Source organism: Microbacterium sp. PRC9 (assembly GCF_031844125.1).
Taxonomy (GTDB): domain Bacteria; phylum Actinomycetota; class Actinomycetes; order Actinomycetales; family Microbacteriaceae; genus Microbacterium.
Window position 1 is genome coordinate 218,996 of the sequence record NZ_JAUZUR010000002.1, and the last position, 14,903, is coordinate 233,898.

The window sequence follows — 14,903 nt, forward strand, 5'->3', positions numbered from 1 at the left end:
AAACACTGGGATCACAGTGGCGGAGGATGGGGGATTCGAACTCTCATTTTCTGAGGCGCGTATGGGCCGTTTTGCCGCGTAATTCCGCGGTTTTCAGGATGGTCGGATCCTGCTCGCCGGCATGTTCCTGCATCGATCTGCACGGGGTGTCGCCGGTTAGTGTGCCTTAACTGTGCCACGAGGATCGATCGACTGAGCTAGGCGTGCAGATCGGGCCCAGGTGGCGTCGGCGACCGATTGGCCACGCGGTCGAATTTCGGGTCCTGGCAGCCGGCTCTTGACGCTGTCGCGTAGAATATGTTGTCAACGACATAATCCGAGAGGTGCTCATGACCGCCGCTGCGACACTCGTGCGCGCTGCCCGTAAGAGCCGCAGGCTCACCCAGCAGCAACTCGCTGAACGCGCCCACCTCGATCAGAGCAGCGTTTCTCGCTCTGAAGGTGGCCGCGATGCAGAGTTCAGCACTATCCAGCGCTTGCTCGCCGGTGCGGGGCACCGCTTGTACTCGGCACCCACCCAGCGGGACGACGCCGCGACGGTTGCTGTGGAGATCCGCGAGCAGCTCAGCGTCAAGGACAAGGACCGCGCGTTGCGCGCGCTGCTGCAGCTCAACGACAACCTCGTCGCCGAACGAGGGCTCGTCCGTGGCGTGCTCGGGCTGGCTGAGCCGGAGTCGACCAAGGATCCCGTATGGGATGCGGCGATCGCTGGCCTTGTGGCATGGCGACTACGCGAGGAGGGTCTGCCAGCGCCTGATTGGGTGAACGCGCCCGATAGGCACCTCAGCACCCCTCGCACACTCGACGTCGATCCAGCCGACCCTGCGCCACCAGAGTCCGAGGTGCCGGAGGAGTTCGCACAACGAGGCGTGCACGTATGGCGTGACACCTTCGCGAGCGTCTGAGCGTGGCGACCTCGCTGAACCGCGACGACATCATCGACCGACTCCGCGAACTCATCGCGGAGTTGCGTGAATCAAACGAGGTCGCCGGCATCCGTCTTGTTGGCGGTGCCGCACTTGCGCTTCGCTACTTCGACCGCGGCACCACGCAGGATCTCGATTCGCTGCATATTCAGCCCGGCAGCGATGAAGCGGTGGCTGCCGCATCCGCGCGCGTTGCGGATCGCCACGGGTGGGCTCCTGAGTGGCTGAACTTCAGAGTCGAGCAAGCTGATGCGTTGCCAACGTTCGGGCGCCAGGTCGAGTGGGAGACGATTTTCGACCAGAACGGCATTGCGATCGAGGTGGCTTCCAAGGAGGCGTTGCTCGCGATGAAGCTCCGCGCCAATAGGCCCGGCCGGGACACCAACGACATCCGCCAGTTGCTCCGCCTGTGTGATGTCGCGTCGCTCGAGGCCGCGGAGGACCTCTACGAGGACTACTACCCGGGCGATGGACTCAGCGACCGTGCCGTCGGGATGGTGCAACGCATCCTTGATGGCGGTCTGCCTGATTATGTGCCGTCACCGGGTCCTATCGACCTATGAGCACGACTCACTGAGGGATCACGCCCCTCTTCATCAGGGCCTGCCGGCTGAGCTTCGTCCGCGAGCTCAACGCAACCCAGGTCTGCCCTCGACCCCGGAGCCATGACACGAGCTCGTCGCGTTCGTGCAGGAGCTTCGCCTCTTCGCGGTGAAGCTTCTCCAGGTCGCGGCTGAGTGTGCTCAGACGATCGAGACCTGCACGGGTGTCGCCCCATTTGCGCGCCAGCCAGCGCTCTGCCGCTGATCGTGCGTCCGCGTCGCGACGGGCGCGCTCGGCTTGTTCGTGGGCCTCAGCTTCGCGCTCCTGCGCAGCTTCACGCTTGGAAATTCGGCGTCCGCGGACCATGTAACCAGGTTGTCACGCGTGCCCAGTGTTCTCAAGGTATCCGGGCGTGTCACTGATAAGTGCCTGCGTGCATTCCGATTTTCTTGGTCGCGCGCCTCCTCGTCCTCGTCCTCGTCCTCGTCCTCGTCCTCGTCCTCGTCGTCCTCGCTGCTCGTCGCTCGCTCGCGCGATCTTCGTCATCGCGGGCTTCGTCGGGGGCGGGCGGCGTCCGGGGATCTAGACCTGGCGTTCGCAAACGAAGCCCTCATCGCGCACCTCATCGCCCCGTCTATCCGTACCTGCAGTTGCCACGGCTCCGATCGCGCTGCCGCAATCCTTGGCGCCGCGATCAGCGACCGCCTTGCGGTCGTTTGAGCCCAGTAGCTCGCGGCATGGATCGGTGTGATGATGGGCCGGTGGCGCGGCGCTCCAGAAACTATCCGGTGGCGGTCGCGACCGTCGTTCTCGGGATCGCCCTGATCGTCGCCGGCGTCGCTGCGATGAGCGGGCTGGCCGTTTCAGCGACGAGGAACGGCGCGGAATATGCGTGCCTGGTCGACTCGATGTACAAGCCCGATCTGGGCGCGGGTCACCACCCCGAGTCCGTGGCCGCCGAAGGGTCTTGGTCTCTGGTTCCGCTCGGACTCGAATGCACCTTCGTCGCAACGGACACAGGCGCACGCGACTCGGTTGGTCCCTCACCGCTCCCGTCGGCGCTAATCCTCGGCGGGACGCTCATCGTCTGCATCGCAGCGATCATGGCGCGCCGAACCCGGCGGACTAACACTCTCAGAGTGCGCGGCTAGGGACCCACGAACGAACAGCGTGGAGCTGACTCCACAGGTGGCCAATCCTTGCGCATGCTCTACTGGTCAGAATATGCTCGCCGCATGAGTTCAGTTGCTCGCGAAGTCGCCAACGAGGCGTCGTTCTGGATCCTCGTGTCTCTCGCCGAAACAAGCAAGCACGGGTACGGGATCCTTCGCGACGTGGAACTGCTCAGCGCTTCGGGCGACCGGTCCGTTTCGCTCAAGGTTCCCACGCTCTATGCCGCACTCGATCGGCTAGAACGCGGGGGGCTGATCGAGGTGGATCGCGAAGAGGTCGTCGACGGCCGTGCGCGGCGTTACTACCGCAGCACCGCACCGGGACGACACGCACTTGCTGAAGAAGCCTCCAACCTGGAAGGCAGGGCGCGCGCCGCCCGCGAGGCGCTTGCCAGGACCACCCCCAGCACACACACCTCTGTCGCGGCTCAACGATGACGTCGCCGAACGAGAGCATCTACCAGCGGCTGCTGCGCTGGTATCCCCGATGGTGGCGAGACTCCCACGGCCCGGTGGTGCTAGCCACGCTGCTCGACCTTGACGACGCGCGCGGCCGCACCGGACCCACCCCCAGTGAGGCCTGGGCACTGCGACTCGACGGGATTCGCCACCGTTTGCTGCGGCGACCAGCCGCGTCACGCACGGAGGGACAGACATCCGCCACCGCAGCCCGCCGCACATGGACTCGCGCGACCGCGGTCGTCGGCGCAGCTGCGGTGATGACGCTCGCCGTCGGCGGATGGGCAGCTGTGCGGGCGCAGGAGGGCCGCCTCGGCGACACGGGACGGACTCTCGACGTACTACTGCGAGACGCATCCGACTACGAGCGCGAGATTCTGAGCGACGGCGTCGTGACAACCGCGGAGTATGAGCAAGCCCTGCTCGACTGGAGAGACTGCGTCACGGCGGCCGGAGCGCAACCCAGTGAGATCTACGCCATCGGCGACAACGAGCTCACGTTCGACTACGAGATCACCGCAGCCAGCGACGATGCACGCGTACAACTCGAAGTTGAAGCAGAGGCCTGCCTGCCCGAGTACTTCAACGCAGTCGGCATCTGGTGGGTCGAGCAGGATCCCCGGCCCACGCCGCACATTGCCCTTACGTCCGGAACGAAATAGCTGCACACCGACCCGGGTAACGCGAACGGTGGCCGACCGGCAATCGCACGCTGCTGGTTGGGTTCGACGGCGGCCTATGTGGCCCGGAAGACGGCCATGATCTTCGTGATGGGCAGGTACGCTCGCAGCGCGCTGATTCCGCTTTCTGTCACGTCGTAGAAGACGACGTAAGGGATCCGGAGCTCTTGCCCCGTAGCCGCCACCCCCTCATAGTCACCGGTGTTCGTTCCCGCGAAATCGAACTCCCCCGCGACGAGCCCCTCCCCGACCACGAGGTCCTTGAGCACCGGGTGGGCGTCGAACAACGTCGTGTGCATCGAGCCGATGAAGTTCCGGACCGCCTCCCGACCGACAATCTGCTCACCCGACTCAATGGTCGTCCAGAGGACATCCTCAGTGAAATGCTGGGCGAAATCGCCACCACTCATAAGCGCCGACAGGTAGGAGTCCATAGTCTGCTGTGTGGCCCCCACGGACATCGTTGTTGTGTCACGTGACATTTCGATTCCTTCTTCCGTGCGGCTGCCTGGTGCAGATGGGTTCGCGAGTCTAAATATCCTCCTGGGCGATCGGACTGTCGAGGGCGCCCACCGGAACCGTCGCAACACGGCATCGGCGAACTCAGCGCGCTCTCGCAGCGGGGAACATCGCCCACGAGCCACAACGTCCAGGTCATGTTCGGAACCTGCCCCGCACGTGCTTCTGCGCGCTGGCGGACCGTGTTTCGCGCTTGCATTGGCCGCCGTCGAGCGAGGCGGTTTCAGTCGAGGTGTGTAGTCAGTGCGCGGCTGTTGCCTGACGAACGCTGGGCTCTGCCCAATTGGCGAGCAGCTGCAGTCGGTCGTGAGATGCGGATCCGGGTTCGGCGGAGAACACCAGCATCTGCAGGCCGCGGTCGGAGGTGAGGTCCATGCTTTGGAAGGTGAGGTCGAGGTCGCCGACGAGGGGGTGGTGGATGCTCTTCGTGCCGGTGCGGTGTTCTTTGACGTCGTGGGCGCCCCAGAGTTTGCGGAACAGGTCGCTGCGGGTGGAGAGTTCGCCGACGAGGTCGCTGAGCTGTCGGTCGTATGGTGAGCGGCCGGCTTCGGCGCGGAGGATGGCGACGATCTGACGGGTGTTGGCTTCCCAGTCTTGGTAGAAGTCCTGGGCCTTCGGGTTGAGGAACACGAACCGGGCCGCGTTCACCGGGGGCTTCGCGTCGTCGAACATCTCGGAGAACAACGCACGCCCGAGCCTGTTGGTCGCGACGGCGTCGAGGCGGCCGTTCTGGATGAACACGGGCACGGTCGACATCGCGTCGATGGTCTGCTGCATGCCCGCCGTGAGCTGTGTCTTCCGGGTGGTGGCTCGGCGTCGCTGCGGGTGGGCGCCGGCGTTGGCGGTGCGGATCAGGTCGTAGAGGTGCGCGTGCTCGGCGTCGGTGAGTTGCAGGGCCCGGCTGATGCCGTCGATGACCGCTTCGGAGACTCCCGAGGCGTTGCCGCGCTCGAGGCGCTTGTAGTACTCGGCGCTCATCCCTGCCAGCAGGGCGACCTCTTCGCGGCGAAGTCCGGGGACACGGCGACGGCCACCGAAGTCGGGTAGTCCGGCCTGGGTGGGGGTGAGTTTCGCCCGCCTCGAGGTGAGGAACTCGCCGATGTCGTCATGGGTGTCCATGTCTCGACGGTACGCCGATCACCGTCGCGGTGAGGGGCCCTGCTAGGGCACCCATAGATGGGGCCACGCTAAAACTTGGCGGACCGAGTTGACTCGAAACATCAGCCCACCCAGCCGGGGTCGGCCACCAATTTCGAGAAAGGCAACATCATGGCCAGCAACGTTTGGTTCGTCACCGGAGCAGGCCGCGGCCTCGGCGTCGACATCGCCCAGTCCGCCCTTGCCGCCGGACACTTCGTCGTCGCCACCGGCCGCGACGCCGCCAAGGTCGAGACCGCGATCGGCGCCCACGAGAACCTCCTCACCGTCGCGCTCGACATCACCGACCCCACCGCCGCCGACAACGCGGCCGCCGCAGCGGTCGAGCGGTTCGGGCGCATCGACGTGCTGGTCAACAACGCAGGCAACTTCTACGCCGGCTACTTCGAGAACACCAGCCCCGCCCAGGTGCGCGCGCAGATGGAGACGAACTTCTTCGGTCCCTTGAACGTCACCCGCGCGATCCTCCCCGTGATGCGCAAGCAGCGCTCCGGCCAGGTCATCACGATCACCTCGGCCGCCGGTCTGATGGGTCAGGAGTTCGTCGCCGCGTACGCCGCGTCGAAGTTCGCCCTCGAAGGCTGGATGGAGTCTCTGCGCTACGACGTCGAACGCTTCGGGATCAAGACCATGGCGGTCGAGCCCGGGTTCTTCCGCACCGAGCTGCTCGTCGAGGGCTCCTCAACGATCTGGCCCGAACTGGACATCGAGGACTACGCCGAACTCACCGCGCAGACCATCGAGGCGTGGAAGGGCATGAACGGCCTGCAGGGCGGCGACCCCAAGAAGCTCGCCGAGGCGCTCGTGACCCTGTCCGACTCCGGTGAGCTGCCGCTGCGGTTCCTCGCCGGCGCCGACGTCATGGAGAACGTCGAGAAGAACCTCGCCACCATCCAGGGCCAGATCGACGCGCACCGCGACCTGTCCGCCTCCCTCGCCTTCGACGAGTGACCCGGACGGACACGATGATCGACTCCAAACTGGCCGGCACCGTCGCGATCGTCACCGGCGCGAGCAGCGGCATCGGGAATGCCACCGCCCGGTTGCTCGCCGAACACGGCGCCACCGTCGCCGTGGTGGCTCGACGCAAGGACCGGCTCGACGCCCTCGTGGACGCCATCACCACCTCCGACGGCACGGCTCTCGCCGTCGAAGCCGATGTGACCGATCGCACTCAGGCCGAGCACGCGGTCAACACCGTCGTCGACAGGTTCGGTCGCCTCGACATCCTCGTGAACAACGCCGGGCTGATGCTGTTGGGCACCGTGCTCGATCAGGACGTCGACGATTGGGAGCGGATGATCGCGATCAACCAGCGGGGCCTGCTGTACATGACCAAAGCCGCCCTCCCGCACCTTCTCGCGGCAGCGGAAGACCCGCTGCGCGGCGTGGCCGACGTCGTCAACATCTCGTCGATCGCCGGCCGACAGGCATGGCCAAAATTCGCGGCGTACAACATGACCAAGTTCGGGGTGAACGGCTTCACCGAAGCACTCCGGCAAGAGGTCACACAGAAGCACGTCCGCGTTGGCGTGCTCGAACCCGGAGCGGTCGCGACCGAGCTGAAATCGCACAACAGCTCCGAGGTCGAACAGGAACTCCTGGCATCCGAGGCCGAGAACATCCCCCAGCTGCTCGAACCAGAAGACATCGCCGAGAGCATCGCGTTCATGGTCACCCGACCGCGGCGTTCGTCAATCGCCGAGCTGTGGGCCATGCCCACCGCCCAGGCATAACCCCCAGAACGGAGCACCACACTGAAGTACCGCACCCTCCCGGGTACCGGGATCAGCGTCTCCAACCTCGCCCTCGGCACCATGGGATTCGGCACCGAGACCGACGAAGCCGAAGCGTTCTCGATCCTCGACCGGTTCATCGAAGCCAACGGCAACCTCGTCGACACCGCCAACGTCTACGGCGTCGGCGCCTCCGAAGAACTCCTCGGCCGATGGTTCGCCACCCGCCCCGCCGATGTCACCGACCGGGTCTTCCTGGCCACCAAAAGCCCGCTTCGGCACCGGCCCGGACGTCAACGAGGTCGGCTCGTCTCGCCGGAACCTCGACCGGGCATTGAACGCATCACTCCGGCGTCTCGGCCACGACAACGTCGACCTGTACCAGCTGCACGGGTGGGATCCGCTGACCCCGATCGAGGAGACCCTGACGTTCCTCGACGATGCGGTGCACGCCGGAAAGACTCACCACATCGGCCTGTCGAACTTCACCGGCTGGCAGATGCAGCTCGCCTCGTCCACCGCGAAGGCGCTCGGTCTGCAGGTGCCGGTGACACTGCAGCCGCAGTACAGCCCGCTTTCCCGCGAGATCGAGTACGAGATCATCCCGGCCGCGCTGCACAACAACATCGGCCCGCTGCCGTGGTCGCCGCTCGCCGCCGGATTCCTCAGCGGCAAATTCCACAAGGGACAGAAGCCCGCATCCGACACCCGGGCCGGGTCCGGTACCGCGCGGAATGACCACATCTACGCCGACTACGCCGGCAAGGACCAGAACTGGGCCACCCTCGACGTGGTCCGCGACATCGCCGCGCAGCTGGACGTCACCCCAAGCCAGGTCGCGTACAGCTGGGTCGGCAACCGCCCCGGCGTGATCGCCCCGATCATCGGCGCGAAGACCATCACGCAGCTCGAGCAGAACCTGCCCGCCGGCGACCTGATCCTCGACGCGGACGCGACCGCGCAGCTGGACGACGTCAGCGCTCCGACACCGAACGACTACCCGTACGGGCCGTTCGGGGAGAAGCAGCGCGGCCGCTACGTCGACTCAAGCGAGCAGGTCATCGTCGAGCTCGGCCAGTAACCCACCCACTCGGGGTGCGGCACCCGAAGCCGCACCCCGGACCCTCTTAGAAGAAAGGTCGCCATGACCGCATGGACCGGCGAGCAGCTCGCCAAAATCGAAGCCAATCAGGATCTGTTTGTCTCCCCGTTCCGCGAGGACGGCACCACCTACGGCACCCCCACCCAGACCTGGGCGCTGGTCGTAGACGGGAAAGTCTACGTTCGCGCCGCCAACGGCCCCGCGTCCCGCTGGTACCAGGCCGCGATCACCCAGAAAGCGGGCCGCGTGCGGGTCTCCGGCACGTTCTACGACGTCACCTTCGCGCCTGCCGGCACCGACGACGAAGCGGCGATCGACGCAGCCTACGAAGCCAAGTACCCCGGCAGCTCCGCCGTGCCGATCATGCAGGGCGATGGCCCCAAGTCGGCAGCCGTCCTGATCTCTCCCCGCTGAGCCAGCGGCGTCTCATCCCGTCCACGCTCCGCGTCGACGGCCACCCCCATACGGAAGAAGCCACACATGAAGAAGCCTCTCACCACTCTGATCGTCGGATCCGTGCTCGCCCTGACTCTCGCCGGGTGCGCAGCCGAGACCGCGGCAAGTCCGAGCACCGCCCCGTCGACAGCCACCAGCCCGTCTGCGACCGTCGAGCCCACCCCCACGGCCGACGCTGCCCCCGCCACCGGCGACACGGCGATCACCCTCACGTCTGGTGACACCGTCATCACCGCGACGCTCAACGACACCCAGGTGTCGCGGGACTTCATCGCGATGCTGCCCATCACCCTGCCGTGGTTCCGCAACTCAGGCATCGAATACATAACCGAACTGTCGGCACCGCTGACCGAGGACGGCCCGTTCTACACGGACGTGCAGCCCGGCGACCTGGTCTACTACAACCCACGCGACAGCATCACGATCATCTACGAAGAAACCAGCTCCGTCCCCACCCTCACCTACATGGGCGAGATCACCTCAGACCTCACCGTGTTCCGCGACCTCCCCGACGACGTCGAATGGACGATCGCCCTCGCCGAGTAGGCATCCTCACCGGGCACCCGGGCATGGGTGCCCGGTCAAGGATCGCGACCGTGCTCGTCCCGATCGCGATCGTGCTCGTCCCAATCCGCCCGGGACGGGCCTTGTACGGGCACCGCCCGTTTGCGGACGCTCATTCGCGCTGGAGAAGGCCGGTCCCTCGATACCGCGATCGTGAGACCCGTACGATCGCGGAATGATGTCACCCACACCCACCGCCGTCGAGCCCGGCATCTACCAGCACTTCAAGGGCGCCCGCTACGAAGTGATCGGCACGGGGCGACACAGTGAGACGGAGGAGGACCTCGTCTTCTACCGCAAGCTCTACGACGACTACAGCTTTTGGGCGCGCCCGGTCGACATGTTCCTCGAGCCCGTCAGCCGCGACGGTTACGAGGGCCCGAGGTTCGTCCGCATCGCCTGACGACGGTCGGGATGCCACGCCCCCGCGTCGGCGCAATGGCCCATCACGAGAGCACCGGCGCACGAGCGACCGTTGGTACCGGAAACTAACGCTCGCACGAGGACCGGCCTACGTACCCGTGATGCTGGACCTCGGGTCTGTCCTGCTGGAGAGCCTGCGGTTCCGGATCGACCCGCAGAAGACTCGCGATACGAACATCGCCCTCGGCGTGAAAGTGACCGACACCGACGAGACCGTGGGCCTGATCATCCGGCGAGGCATCCTCGAGGTCACCGACTCCATCCCAGCTGAAGCCACCGCCGTGATCCACGCTCCCAAGCAGCTCATCGCAGGAATCGTGCTGATCGACGCGCGACAGACCCTCGCCGGCGGCACCGAGTCCGGAGCGCTCACGATCGAGACAGGAACCCTCGACGAGGCGAACGCGTTCTTCGACGCCTTCGACCCGCGCAGTGAGGAACGCCTCCACCTCGCCGACCGCTGACGCCGACTAAGGCACCAAAGACGAACGACGTTTCAGACTGTCCAGGCTCGAGTGCCGTCCGCAACGGGCGCCGCTCGACCACCACAAGATGTGCAATTGCACGTGGGTGGTCCCACACCCGTTCAGTGCCCTTGCGAGGACCCGCCTGCGGGCTTGGGGTAGTCAGTTCCGCAAACGATGCCGATCGCCCTTGGATCAGCCGCCCGGGGTTAATCTGGGTGCTTTCGACGATTGTGCGAAGCCTCGTGTTCGCGGTGGCCGCGGTGGTCACGAAACGATGCATCGCTTGTGCGGCTGGAAAAGGAGGGCTCATGTACGCGAACGCGAGAACGCCGGACCGCCGAGAGCTCGAACACATCGGCCGCGTCCTGGGCGGGTGGCAGGACGATGATGGACCACTGCATCTGCATCCGGGCGATCTCGGATGGTACTCACTGCGAGGCGCCGCCGCCACCGCCGCCGCGATGCGCGTGTGGTCCGACGCGGACACCATTGTCGCGATCGCACTGCTCGATGGCCCCGACCTGCTGCGGTTCGCGATAGACCCGGCGCGGTGCCAGGACGCCTCTCTCGCTTCTCGAATCTCGGCGGACGTCGGTGATGCGACAGCCGGTGTCTTCGAGCCCGGAAGCGCGACGATCGAGGCGCGCGGCGCCGCCGCTCTCGGGGAAGAACTCATGAAGCGCGGGTGGGAGCCCGACGAGCCGTGGACACCACTTCGTCGGAGTCTTGCAGAGCCTGTCGAGGTCTCCAATCTGCGCATTGAGACTGTCGAGCCGGAGCGCACCGCGGAATGGGTGTCGGTTCATTGGTCGGCTTTTCGCGGGACACCCATGCCCCACAAGCGGCTTCGCAGCTTCGTCGACGGATGGTGTGCGGCTGCGGACGCTCCATTCTTTAGTCCCGGGCGTATCCTTCTGCTGCGCGACGAACAGGACCGCCCGGTCGCGGTCTCCGCGGTGTGGTCCAGCGGTGCCGCGCGTCCGGGACTGATCGAGCCGTTGGGAGTTAGTCAAGAGCACCGCGGGCTTGGGTACGGCGCAGTCATGTCGAGGGCTGCCGCGGCGACACTGCGCGAGATGGGTTCGTCGAGCGCCACGGTTTGCGCAGAAAGCTCTAACGTGGGCGCGGTCGCGACCTACCTCGCGGCCGGGTTCGTCGCCGACCCCGAAGTCACCGACTGGCGCCGCGACGCGTGATGCACCGCCGGGCTGCTTGCGGGCGCTGAGCGACCCCTCTACGTCCGGTCGACCGTTGCAGAGGACAACCCTGCATGACGGCCTGAGGGGTACTACGCGACAGAGCGATCTGGGCGGAACGCGCACACTGCACACGTGCCGTCGGTGACGAGCTTGTGACCGTCGACCATGCAGTCCCAGCCGCCGATCGACAGTCGGTTCTCACGGGCCTCCAGCGCCGTCCTGGCGCGAGCGCACGCACCGCAGGGCTCCAAGGTGCCCTCTGGGTGTTTCGCGCAGAATGGCGAGTCCGCGTGACGCGTGACGTGTGCCGTCGTGTCACGCGTCGCGTAGGCTCTCGTCTTCTTCCCAGGTTCGGTTAAGGAGCCTGAGCCTACGTTCGACGTCACGTCACGCGCTCCGTTATGCGTCACATCCTCAGCAGGCAATGCGCCGATCGCGCGCGGCGGGGGAGTGACAGCCGGCATGGCGCGCTGCCGGTCGCGATACTCCTTCTGCCGCCGTCGGGCGCCCTCGCGGTAGCGCTCGACTTCCTCTGCGGTCGACTGCCGGAGAGCAGTCGTCCAGCCGACGAGGCGGTAGCCGTCATCGACGTGCTCCCAGAGGCCGGCACGCTCGAGCTCATCGAATGCTGCCCGGTCGTCGCCGTCGGGGTGGAGGTACTTCGTGTACCGGGCCGGAACCGCCCCGTCCGTCCCCTGGCCGTTGCACCACATCAGGGCGCCGGCGAGCACCCGGAAGGCACGGTCGCTGAGGTTGTCGATGCGGATGCTCCCCAGCCACTCGGCGGGGAGGCGTGCGTCGACCATGACGATCAGTGGCGGCGGCTCAAGGCTCGACGCCGAACACTCGTAGCAGCGCCGCGCGCGGGATCATCCGTCGGGGTCCGAGCTGCACCGTGGGGATCGTGCCCCGCTCGACGCCGAGCTTTATGGTGCGGTACTCGACGCCGACCAACTCGGCCGCGTCCTTGTAGGTGAGAGCGAGTGAGTTCGGTGTGCGGTTCATCTGCATCTCCTTCGTGAGCCACCAATGTCATCACACGCGCACACCGTAGCACTTCCCTGAGCCAGTTACGACATGAATGCGTCATGTCGTACCTTGTTCAGCGATTATCTGCCTGCGATACTGGCGGGCATGGTGGACCTCGAGAACGTGGATGTCAGCGAGGAGCGCGTTGCCGTCGGCAACGGCGTCAGCGTCCCTGCGAGCTGGACGGTGGTCTTGAAGAGTGAGCCCGACGTCCCCGGCGAGATCCGCGTCCGCGCCGCGTACGACCGACGCCTCAATCGGGTCGTGGCGACGGAGGTCAGTGTGAGTCGGAGCGGGGAGGGCGACGAGGTGACGAGCCTCACCTTGCGGGAGGTTCGCGTGCAGACTGCCCTTCAGATCAGTGGCTTGAGAGTTTCCACAGTCGAAGAGCCCGACCATGCGATCTGCTCGGGCGGGGACTACATTCGGCGCATGCGCACACGCGAGGGGCGCGACCTCACGGCGAGCGTCGTGGACGCGTCGACGACGTACCGACTCGCGGCCGCCATCAATCTGCCTCCGTTGAGGGCCGTCTCCGACTGCCTCGGGGTCAGTCAGAGCACCGCGACTCGTCTGATGAACCGAGCCCGTCTTGCGGGTCTCGCGCCGGGAGTGGATCTCCCTGACCCGTCGGCGACTGGCCCGGTGATCAACGCGCCGACTCCCGGCGGTCCGACGATCGGCTGAAAGGAAGACCGATGCCGCGGCGATCCAATCAGGACGGCACAGTCTCGTCATACACGACGCAGTCGGGGGAGATGCGATACCGAGTCGCCTACTGGATCGAGCGTCCCGAGGGCGACTCTGTCCGCAGATTCCGGCGCGGATTCGCTACCGAGCGAGACGCGCTCAACGCACTCGTCGAGGTGCAGGTCGACATCCGCCGCGGCGTCCACGTCGATGAGACGCGCGAGACCTTCAATGCGTATGCCGACAAGTACTTCGATTCGCTGCGCGTGCGTCCGACGACCCTCGCCGGCTACCGCAAGCATTTCCGTGTCCATGTGCTTCCGTCGTCGGTCGGGCGGGCGCCCATCGCCGACATCACCAAGGACCAGCTCAACCGCTTCTATCGGCAGCTCGAGCAGACCGGCCGGAAGGATCGCGGTCACGTCGGGGAGCCTCTGGGCGCCGCGACTGTCAGGCACGTCCATGTGCTGATCTCGCAGGTGCTGCAGCACGCGCTTGAGGATGGGTTGATCCGCTTCAACCCCGCGAAGCGTGCGTCACCGCCGACGAAGCTCGAAGCCGCGCCACCGGAGATGACGACGTGGTCGGCAGAGGATGCACGGCTCTTCCTCGACTGGTCCGAGTCGGCGGGGGACTACCTGTGGCTGGCCTGGCTGACGCTTCTCGGCACGGGGATGCGGCGGGGAGAGATCCTCGGCCTCCGATGGAAGGACCTCGATCTCGACAACAACGTGATCACGATCGCCCGCGCCATGTCTTACGTGAAGGAAGCCGGCAGCAGGCCAGTGATCGACTTCCGGGCCACCAAGAGCGGTCGTGTCCGCAACGTCGACATCGACGCCCGCCTCGCGGACGCGTTCCGGGCGAAGCATGAGATGCTCCGCGCCGTCTCCCCGGAGCATGCGCGAGGCGAGCACCTGATCTTCTGCAACCGTTATGGGGAGCCGCACAATCCGACCCAGTTCTCGCGCCAGTGGCGGGAGCGCGTCGCCAAAGCGGTCGAGGCGCACCCGGATCTCGATGCGCTGCACCTGCACGAGCTGCGGCACACCCACGCGACACTGCTGCTGCGCGCAGGCGTGCATCCCAAGATCGTCTCGGAGCGGCTGGGCCACGCCGACATCCAGACCACGCTCAACACCTACTCTCACGCCGTGAAGACGCTGCAGCGCGGCGCCGCCGACCTCGTCGGCGCTCTCCTCGCACCCGTGGCGGTCGAACAGCCAATCTGAACAGGCTCAGCCCCTGGCGCCGCTCCGACAACCGGCTGACCCAGCGGGCGGGGGCGGTGGAGTGCCCGTTGTGAGCGGTTGATAAGCGGAGCCCGGAGCGCAGCGGAGAGCGGAGTCTGCAAAGAGCGAACGGCGGACACGCAACTGCCCCGGTCCGCTACGCTCTCGCGGTCGGAGGGCGCCACGGCAGGGATTGTCGTCTCGCTCCGTGCTGACCGGACACGTGGAAGTTCGTGCTTCTCGGGCGTGTCGAACGGGGCGCCACGATCGGTCGCATGTCCGAAAACCGCTAGCGCCGGTTGTGACATGAGGCAGTCATGTCGCAACCGGCGCATCAGGGTGGTCGAGATCCGCGGAATTCCGGGCCTCTCGGAGACCGAAAGTGAACGATAACTGTGCCACGAACTGTGCCACGAGATCTCGAGCGAGTCGCGATCCCTTGAAAACACTGGGACAACAGGTGCGGAGGATGGGGGATTCGAACCCCCGAGGGCTTGCACCCAACACGCTTTCCAAGCGTGCGCCATAGGCCACTAGGCGAATCCTCC

20 protein-coding genes, 1 tRNA gene and 1 pseudogene are annotated in these 14,903 nt (G+C 66.1%); 16 read left to right on the forward strand and 6 right to left on the reverse strand.

Annotation, left to right across the window (positions count from 1 at the left end; all coding sequences use genetic code 11):
* Nucleotides 1–329: 329 nt before the first annotated feature.
* Nucleotides 330–905 carry a helix-turn-helix domain-containing protein gene (locus Q9R33_RS04605; protein WP_311293009.1) on the forward strand — a complete coding sequence of 192 codons (576 nt, stop codon included), beginning with the start codon at nucleotides 330–332 and terminating at the stop codon, nucleotides 903–905.
* Nucleotides 906–907: 2 nt separating this feature from the next.
* Nucleotides 908–1,489 (forward strand): hypothetical protein, encoded by a 582-nt coding sequence (locus Q9R33_RS04610; RefSeq protein ID WP_311293010.1) that lies wholly within the window; start codon nucleotides 908–910, stop codon nucleotides 1,487–1,489.
* A 7-nt stretch (nucleotides 1,490–1,496) separates the two neighbouring features.
* Here Q9R33_RS04610 and Q9R33_RS04615 read toward each other — a convergent pair whose 3' ends face one another.
* Nucleotides 1,497–1,835, reverse strand: a complete 339-nt coding sequence (locus tag Q9R33_RS04615) for a hypothetical protein (protein WP_311293011.1) — start codon at nucleotides 1,833–1,835, stop codon at nucleotides 1,497–1,499.
* A gap of 422 nt (nucleotides 1,836–2,257) precedes the next feature.
* On the opposite strand from Q9R33_RS04615, the gene Q9R33_RS04620 reads away from it, so the two are divergent.
* The 3 genes from Q9R33_RS04620 (at nucleotide 2,258) to Q9R33_RS04630 (ending at nucleotide 3,762) form a co-directional block, all read left to right on the forward strand.
* Complete coding sequence (locus Q9R33_RS04620; protein ID WP_311293012.1) at nucleotides 2,258–2,620, forward strand: hypothetical protein; 363 nt, start codon at nucleotides 2,258–2,260, stop codon at nucleotides 2,618–2,620.
* 84 nt (nucleotides 2,621–2,704) lie between these two features.
* Nucleotides 2,705–3,079 carry a PadR family transcriptional regulator gene (locus Q9R33_RS04625; protein WP_311293013.1) on the forward strand — a complete coding sequence of 125 codons (375 nt, stop codon included), beginning with the start codon at nucleotides 2,705–2,707 and terminating at the stop codon, nucleotides 3,077–3,079.
* Nucleotides 3,076–3,762 (forward strand): hypothetical protein, encoded by a 687-nt coding sequence (locus Q9R33_RS04630; RefSeq protein WP_311293014.1) that lies wholly within the window; start codon nucleotides 3,076–3,078, stop codon nucleotides 3,760–3,762. Before Q9R33_RS04625 ends, Q9R33_RS04630 begins: the two co-directional genes overlap by 4 nt.
* 74 nt (nucleotides 3,763–3,836) lie before the next feature.
* On the opposite strand, the gene Q9R33_RS04635 is transcribed toward Q9R33_RS04630, so the two are convergent.
* Together Q9R33_RS04635 and Q9R33_RS04640 are read right to left on the reverse strand one after the other, a co-directional pair.
* Nucleotides 3,837–4,214, reverse strand: a complete 378-nt coding sequence (locus tag Q9R33_RS04635) for a nuclear transport factor 2 family protein (RefSeq protein WP_311293015.1) — start codon at nucleotides 4,212–4,214, stop codon at nucleotides 3,837–3,839.
* Between the two features lie 325 nt (nucleotides 4,215–4,539).
* Nucleotides 4,540–5,418, reverse strand: coding sequence for a helix-turn-helix transcriptional regulator (locus Q9R33_RS04640; RefSeq protein WP_311293016.1), 879 nt, complete (start codon nucleotides 5,416–5,418; stop codon nucleotides 4,540–4,542).
* Nucleotides 5,419–5,568: 150 nt separating this feature from the next.
* On the opposite strand from Q9R33_RS04640, the gene Q9R33_RS04645 reads away from it, so the two are divergent.
* The 9 genes and pseudogenes from Q9R33_RS04645 to Q9R33_RS04685 all read left to right on the forward strand — a co-directional run bounded on the left by Q9R33_RS04645 (nucleotide 5,569) and on the right by Q9R33_RS04685 (nucleotide 11,401).
* Entirely contained in the window at nucleotides 5,569–6,408 is an 840-nt protein-coding gene (locus Q9R33_RS04645; protein WP_311293017.1) for an SDR family oxidoreductase, read from the forward strand.
* Complete coding sequence (locus Q9R33_RS04650; RefSeq protein WP_311293018.1) at nucleotides 6,405–7,193, forward strand: SDR family NAD(P)-dependent oxidoreductase; 789 nt, start codon at nucleotides 6,405–6,407, stop codon at nucleotides 7,191–7,193. Before Q9R33_RS04645 ends, Q9R33_RS04650 begins: the two co-directional genes overlap by 4 nt.
* 81 nt (nucleotides 7,194–7,274) lie before the next feature.
* Nucleotides 7,275–7,412, forward strand: a pseudogene (locus Q9R33_RS04655) (aldo/keto reductase); the annotation flags it as partial.
* Nucleotides 7,413–7,527: 115 nt separating this feature from the next.
* On the forward strand, nucleotides 7,528–8,274 hold the full coding sequence (locus tag Q9R33_RS04660) for an aldo/keto reductase (protein WP_311293019.1): 747 nt from the start codon (nucleotides 7,528–7,530) through the stop codon (nucleotides 8,272–8,274).
* A 63-nt stretch (nucleotides 8,275–8,337) separates the two neighbouring features.
* Nucleotides 8,338–8,709 (forward strand): DUF2255 family protein, encoded by a 372-nt coding sequence (locus Q9R33_RS04665; protein ID WP_311293020.1) that lies wholly within the window; start codon nucleotides 8,338–8,340, stop codon nucleotides 8,707–8,709.
* A 66-nt stretch (nucleotides 8,710–8,775) separates the two neighbouring features.
* Complete coding sequence (locus Q9R33_RS04670; RefSeq protein ID WP_311293021.1) at nucleotides 8,776–9,297, forward strand: cyclophilin-like fold protein; 522 nt, start codon at nucleotides 8,776–8,778, stop codon at nucleotides 9,295–9,297.
* A gap of 193 nt (nucleotides 9,298–9,490) precedes the next feature.
* Nucleotides 9,491–9,718, forward strand: a complete 228-nt coding sequence (locus Q9R33_RS04675; protein ID WP_311293022.1) for a DUF1653 domain-containing protein — start codon at nucleotides 9,491–9,493, stop codon at nucleotides 9,716–9,718.
* A 121-nt stretch (nucleotides 9,719–9,839) separates the two neighbouring features.
* A complete protein-coding gene (locus tag Q9R33_RS04680; RefSeq protein ID WP_311293023.1) occupies nucleotides 9,840–10,202 on the forward strand; it encodes an alkyl sulfatase C-terminal domain-containing protein in 363 nt (120 codons plus the stop codon).
* A 311-nt stretch (nucleotides 10,203–10,513) separates the two neighbouring features.
* On the forward strand, nucleotides 10,514–11,401 hold the full coding sequence (locus Q9R33_RS04685) for a GNAT family N-acetyltransferase (protein ID WP_311293024.1): 888 nt from the start codon (nucleotides 10,514–10,516) through the stop codon (nucleotides 11,399–11,401).
* A gap of 92 nt (nucleotides 11,402–11,493) precedes the next feature.
* On the opposite strand, the gene Q9R33_RS04690 is transcribed toward Q9R33_RS04685, so the two are convergent.
* Both Q9R33_RS04690 and Q9R33_RS04695 read right to left on the reverse strand, forming a co-directional pair.
* Complete coding sequence (locus Q9R33_RS04690) at nucleotides 11,494–12,210, reverse strand: hypothetical protein (RefSeq protein ID WP_311293025.1); 717 nt, start codon at nucleotides 12,208–12,210, stop codon at nucleotides 11,494–11,496.
* Between the two features lie 19 nt (nucleotides 12,211–12,229).
* Complete coding sequence (locus Q9R33_RS04695; protein WP_311293026.1) at nucleotides 12,230–12,409, reverse strand: helix-turn-helix domain-containing protein; 180 nt, start codon at nucleotides 12,407–12,409, stop codon at nucleotides 12,230–12,232.
* Between the two features lie 129 nt (nucleotides 12,410–12,538).
* Between Q9R33_RS04695 and Q9R33_RS04700 the strand changes: the two genes are divergently transcribed.
* Nucleotides 12,539–13,120 carry a hypothetical protein gene (locus Q9R33_RS04700; protein WP_311293027.1) on the forward strand — a complete coding sequence of 194 codons (582 nt, stop codon included), beginning with the start codon at nucleotides 12,539–12,541 and terminating at the stop codon, nucleotides 13,118–13,120.
* Nucleotides 13,121–13,191: 71 nt separating this feature from the next.
* Nucleotides 13,192–14,355 (forward strand): tyrosine-type recombinase/integrase, encoded by a 1,164-nt coding sequence (locus tag Q9R33_RS04705; RefSeq protein ID WP_311293028.1) that lies wholly within the window; start codon nucleotides 13,192–13,194, stop codon nucleotides 14,353–14,355.
* Nucleotides 14,356–14,818: 463 nt separating this feature from the next.
* Here Q9R33_RS04705 and Q9R33_RS04710 read toward each other — a convergent pair.
* A tRNA-Ser gene (locus tag Q9R33_RS04710) sits at nucleotides 14,819–14,903 on the reverse strand.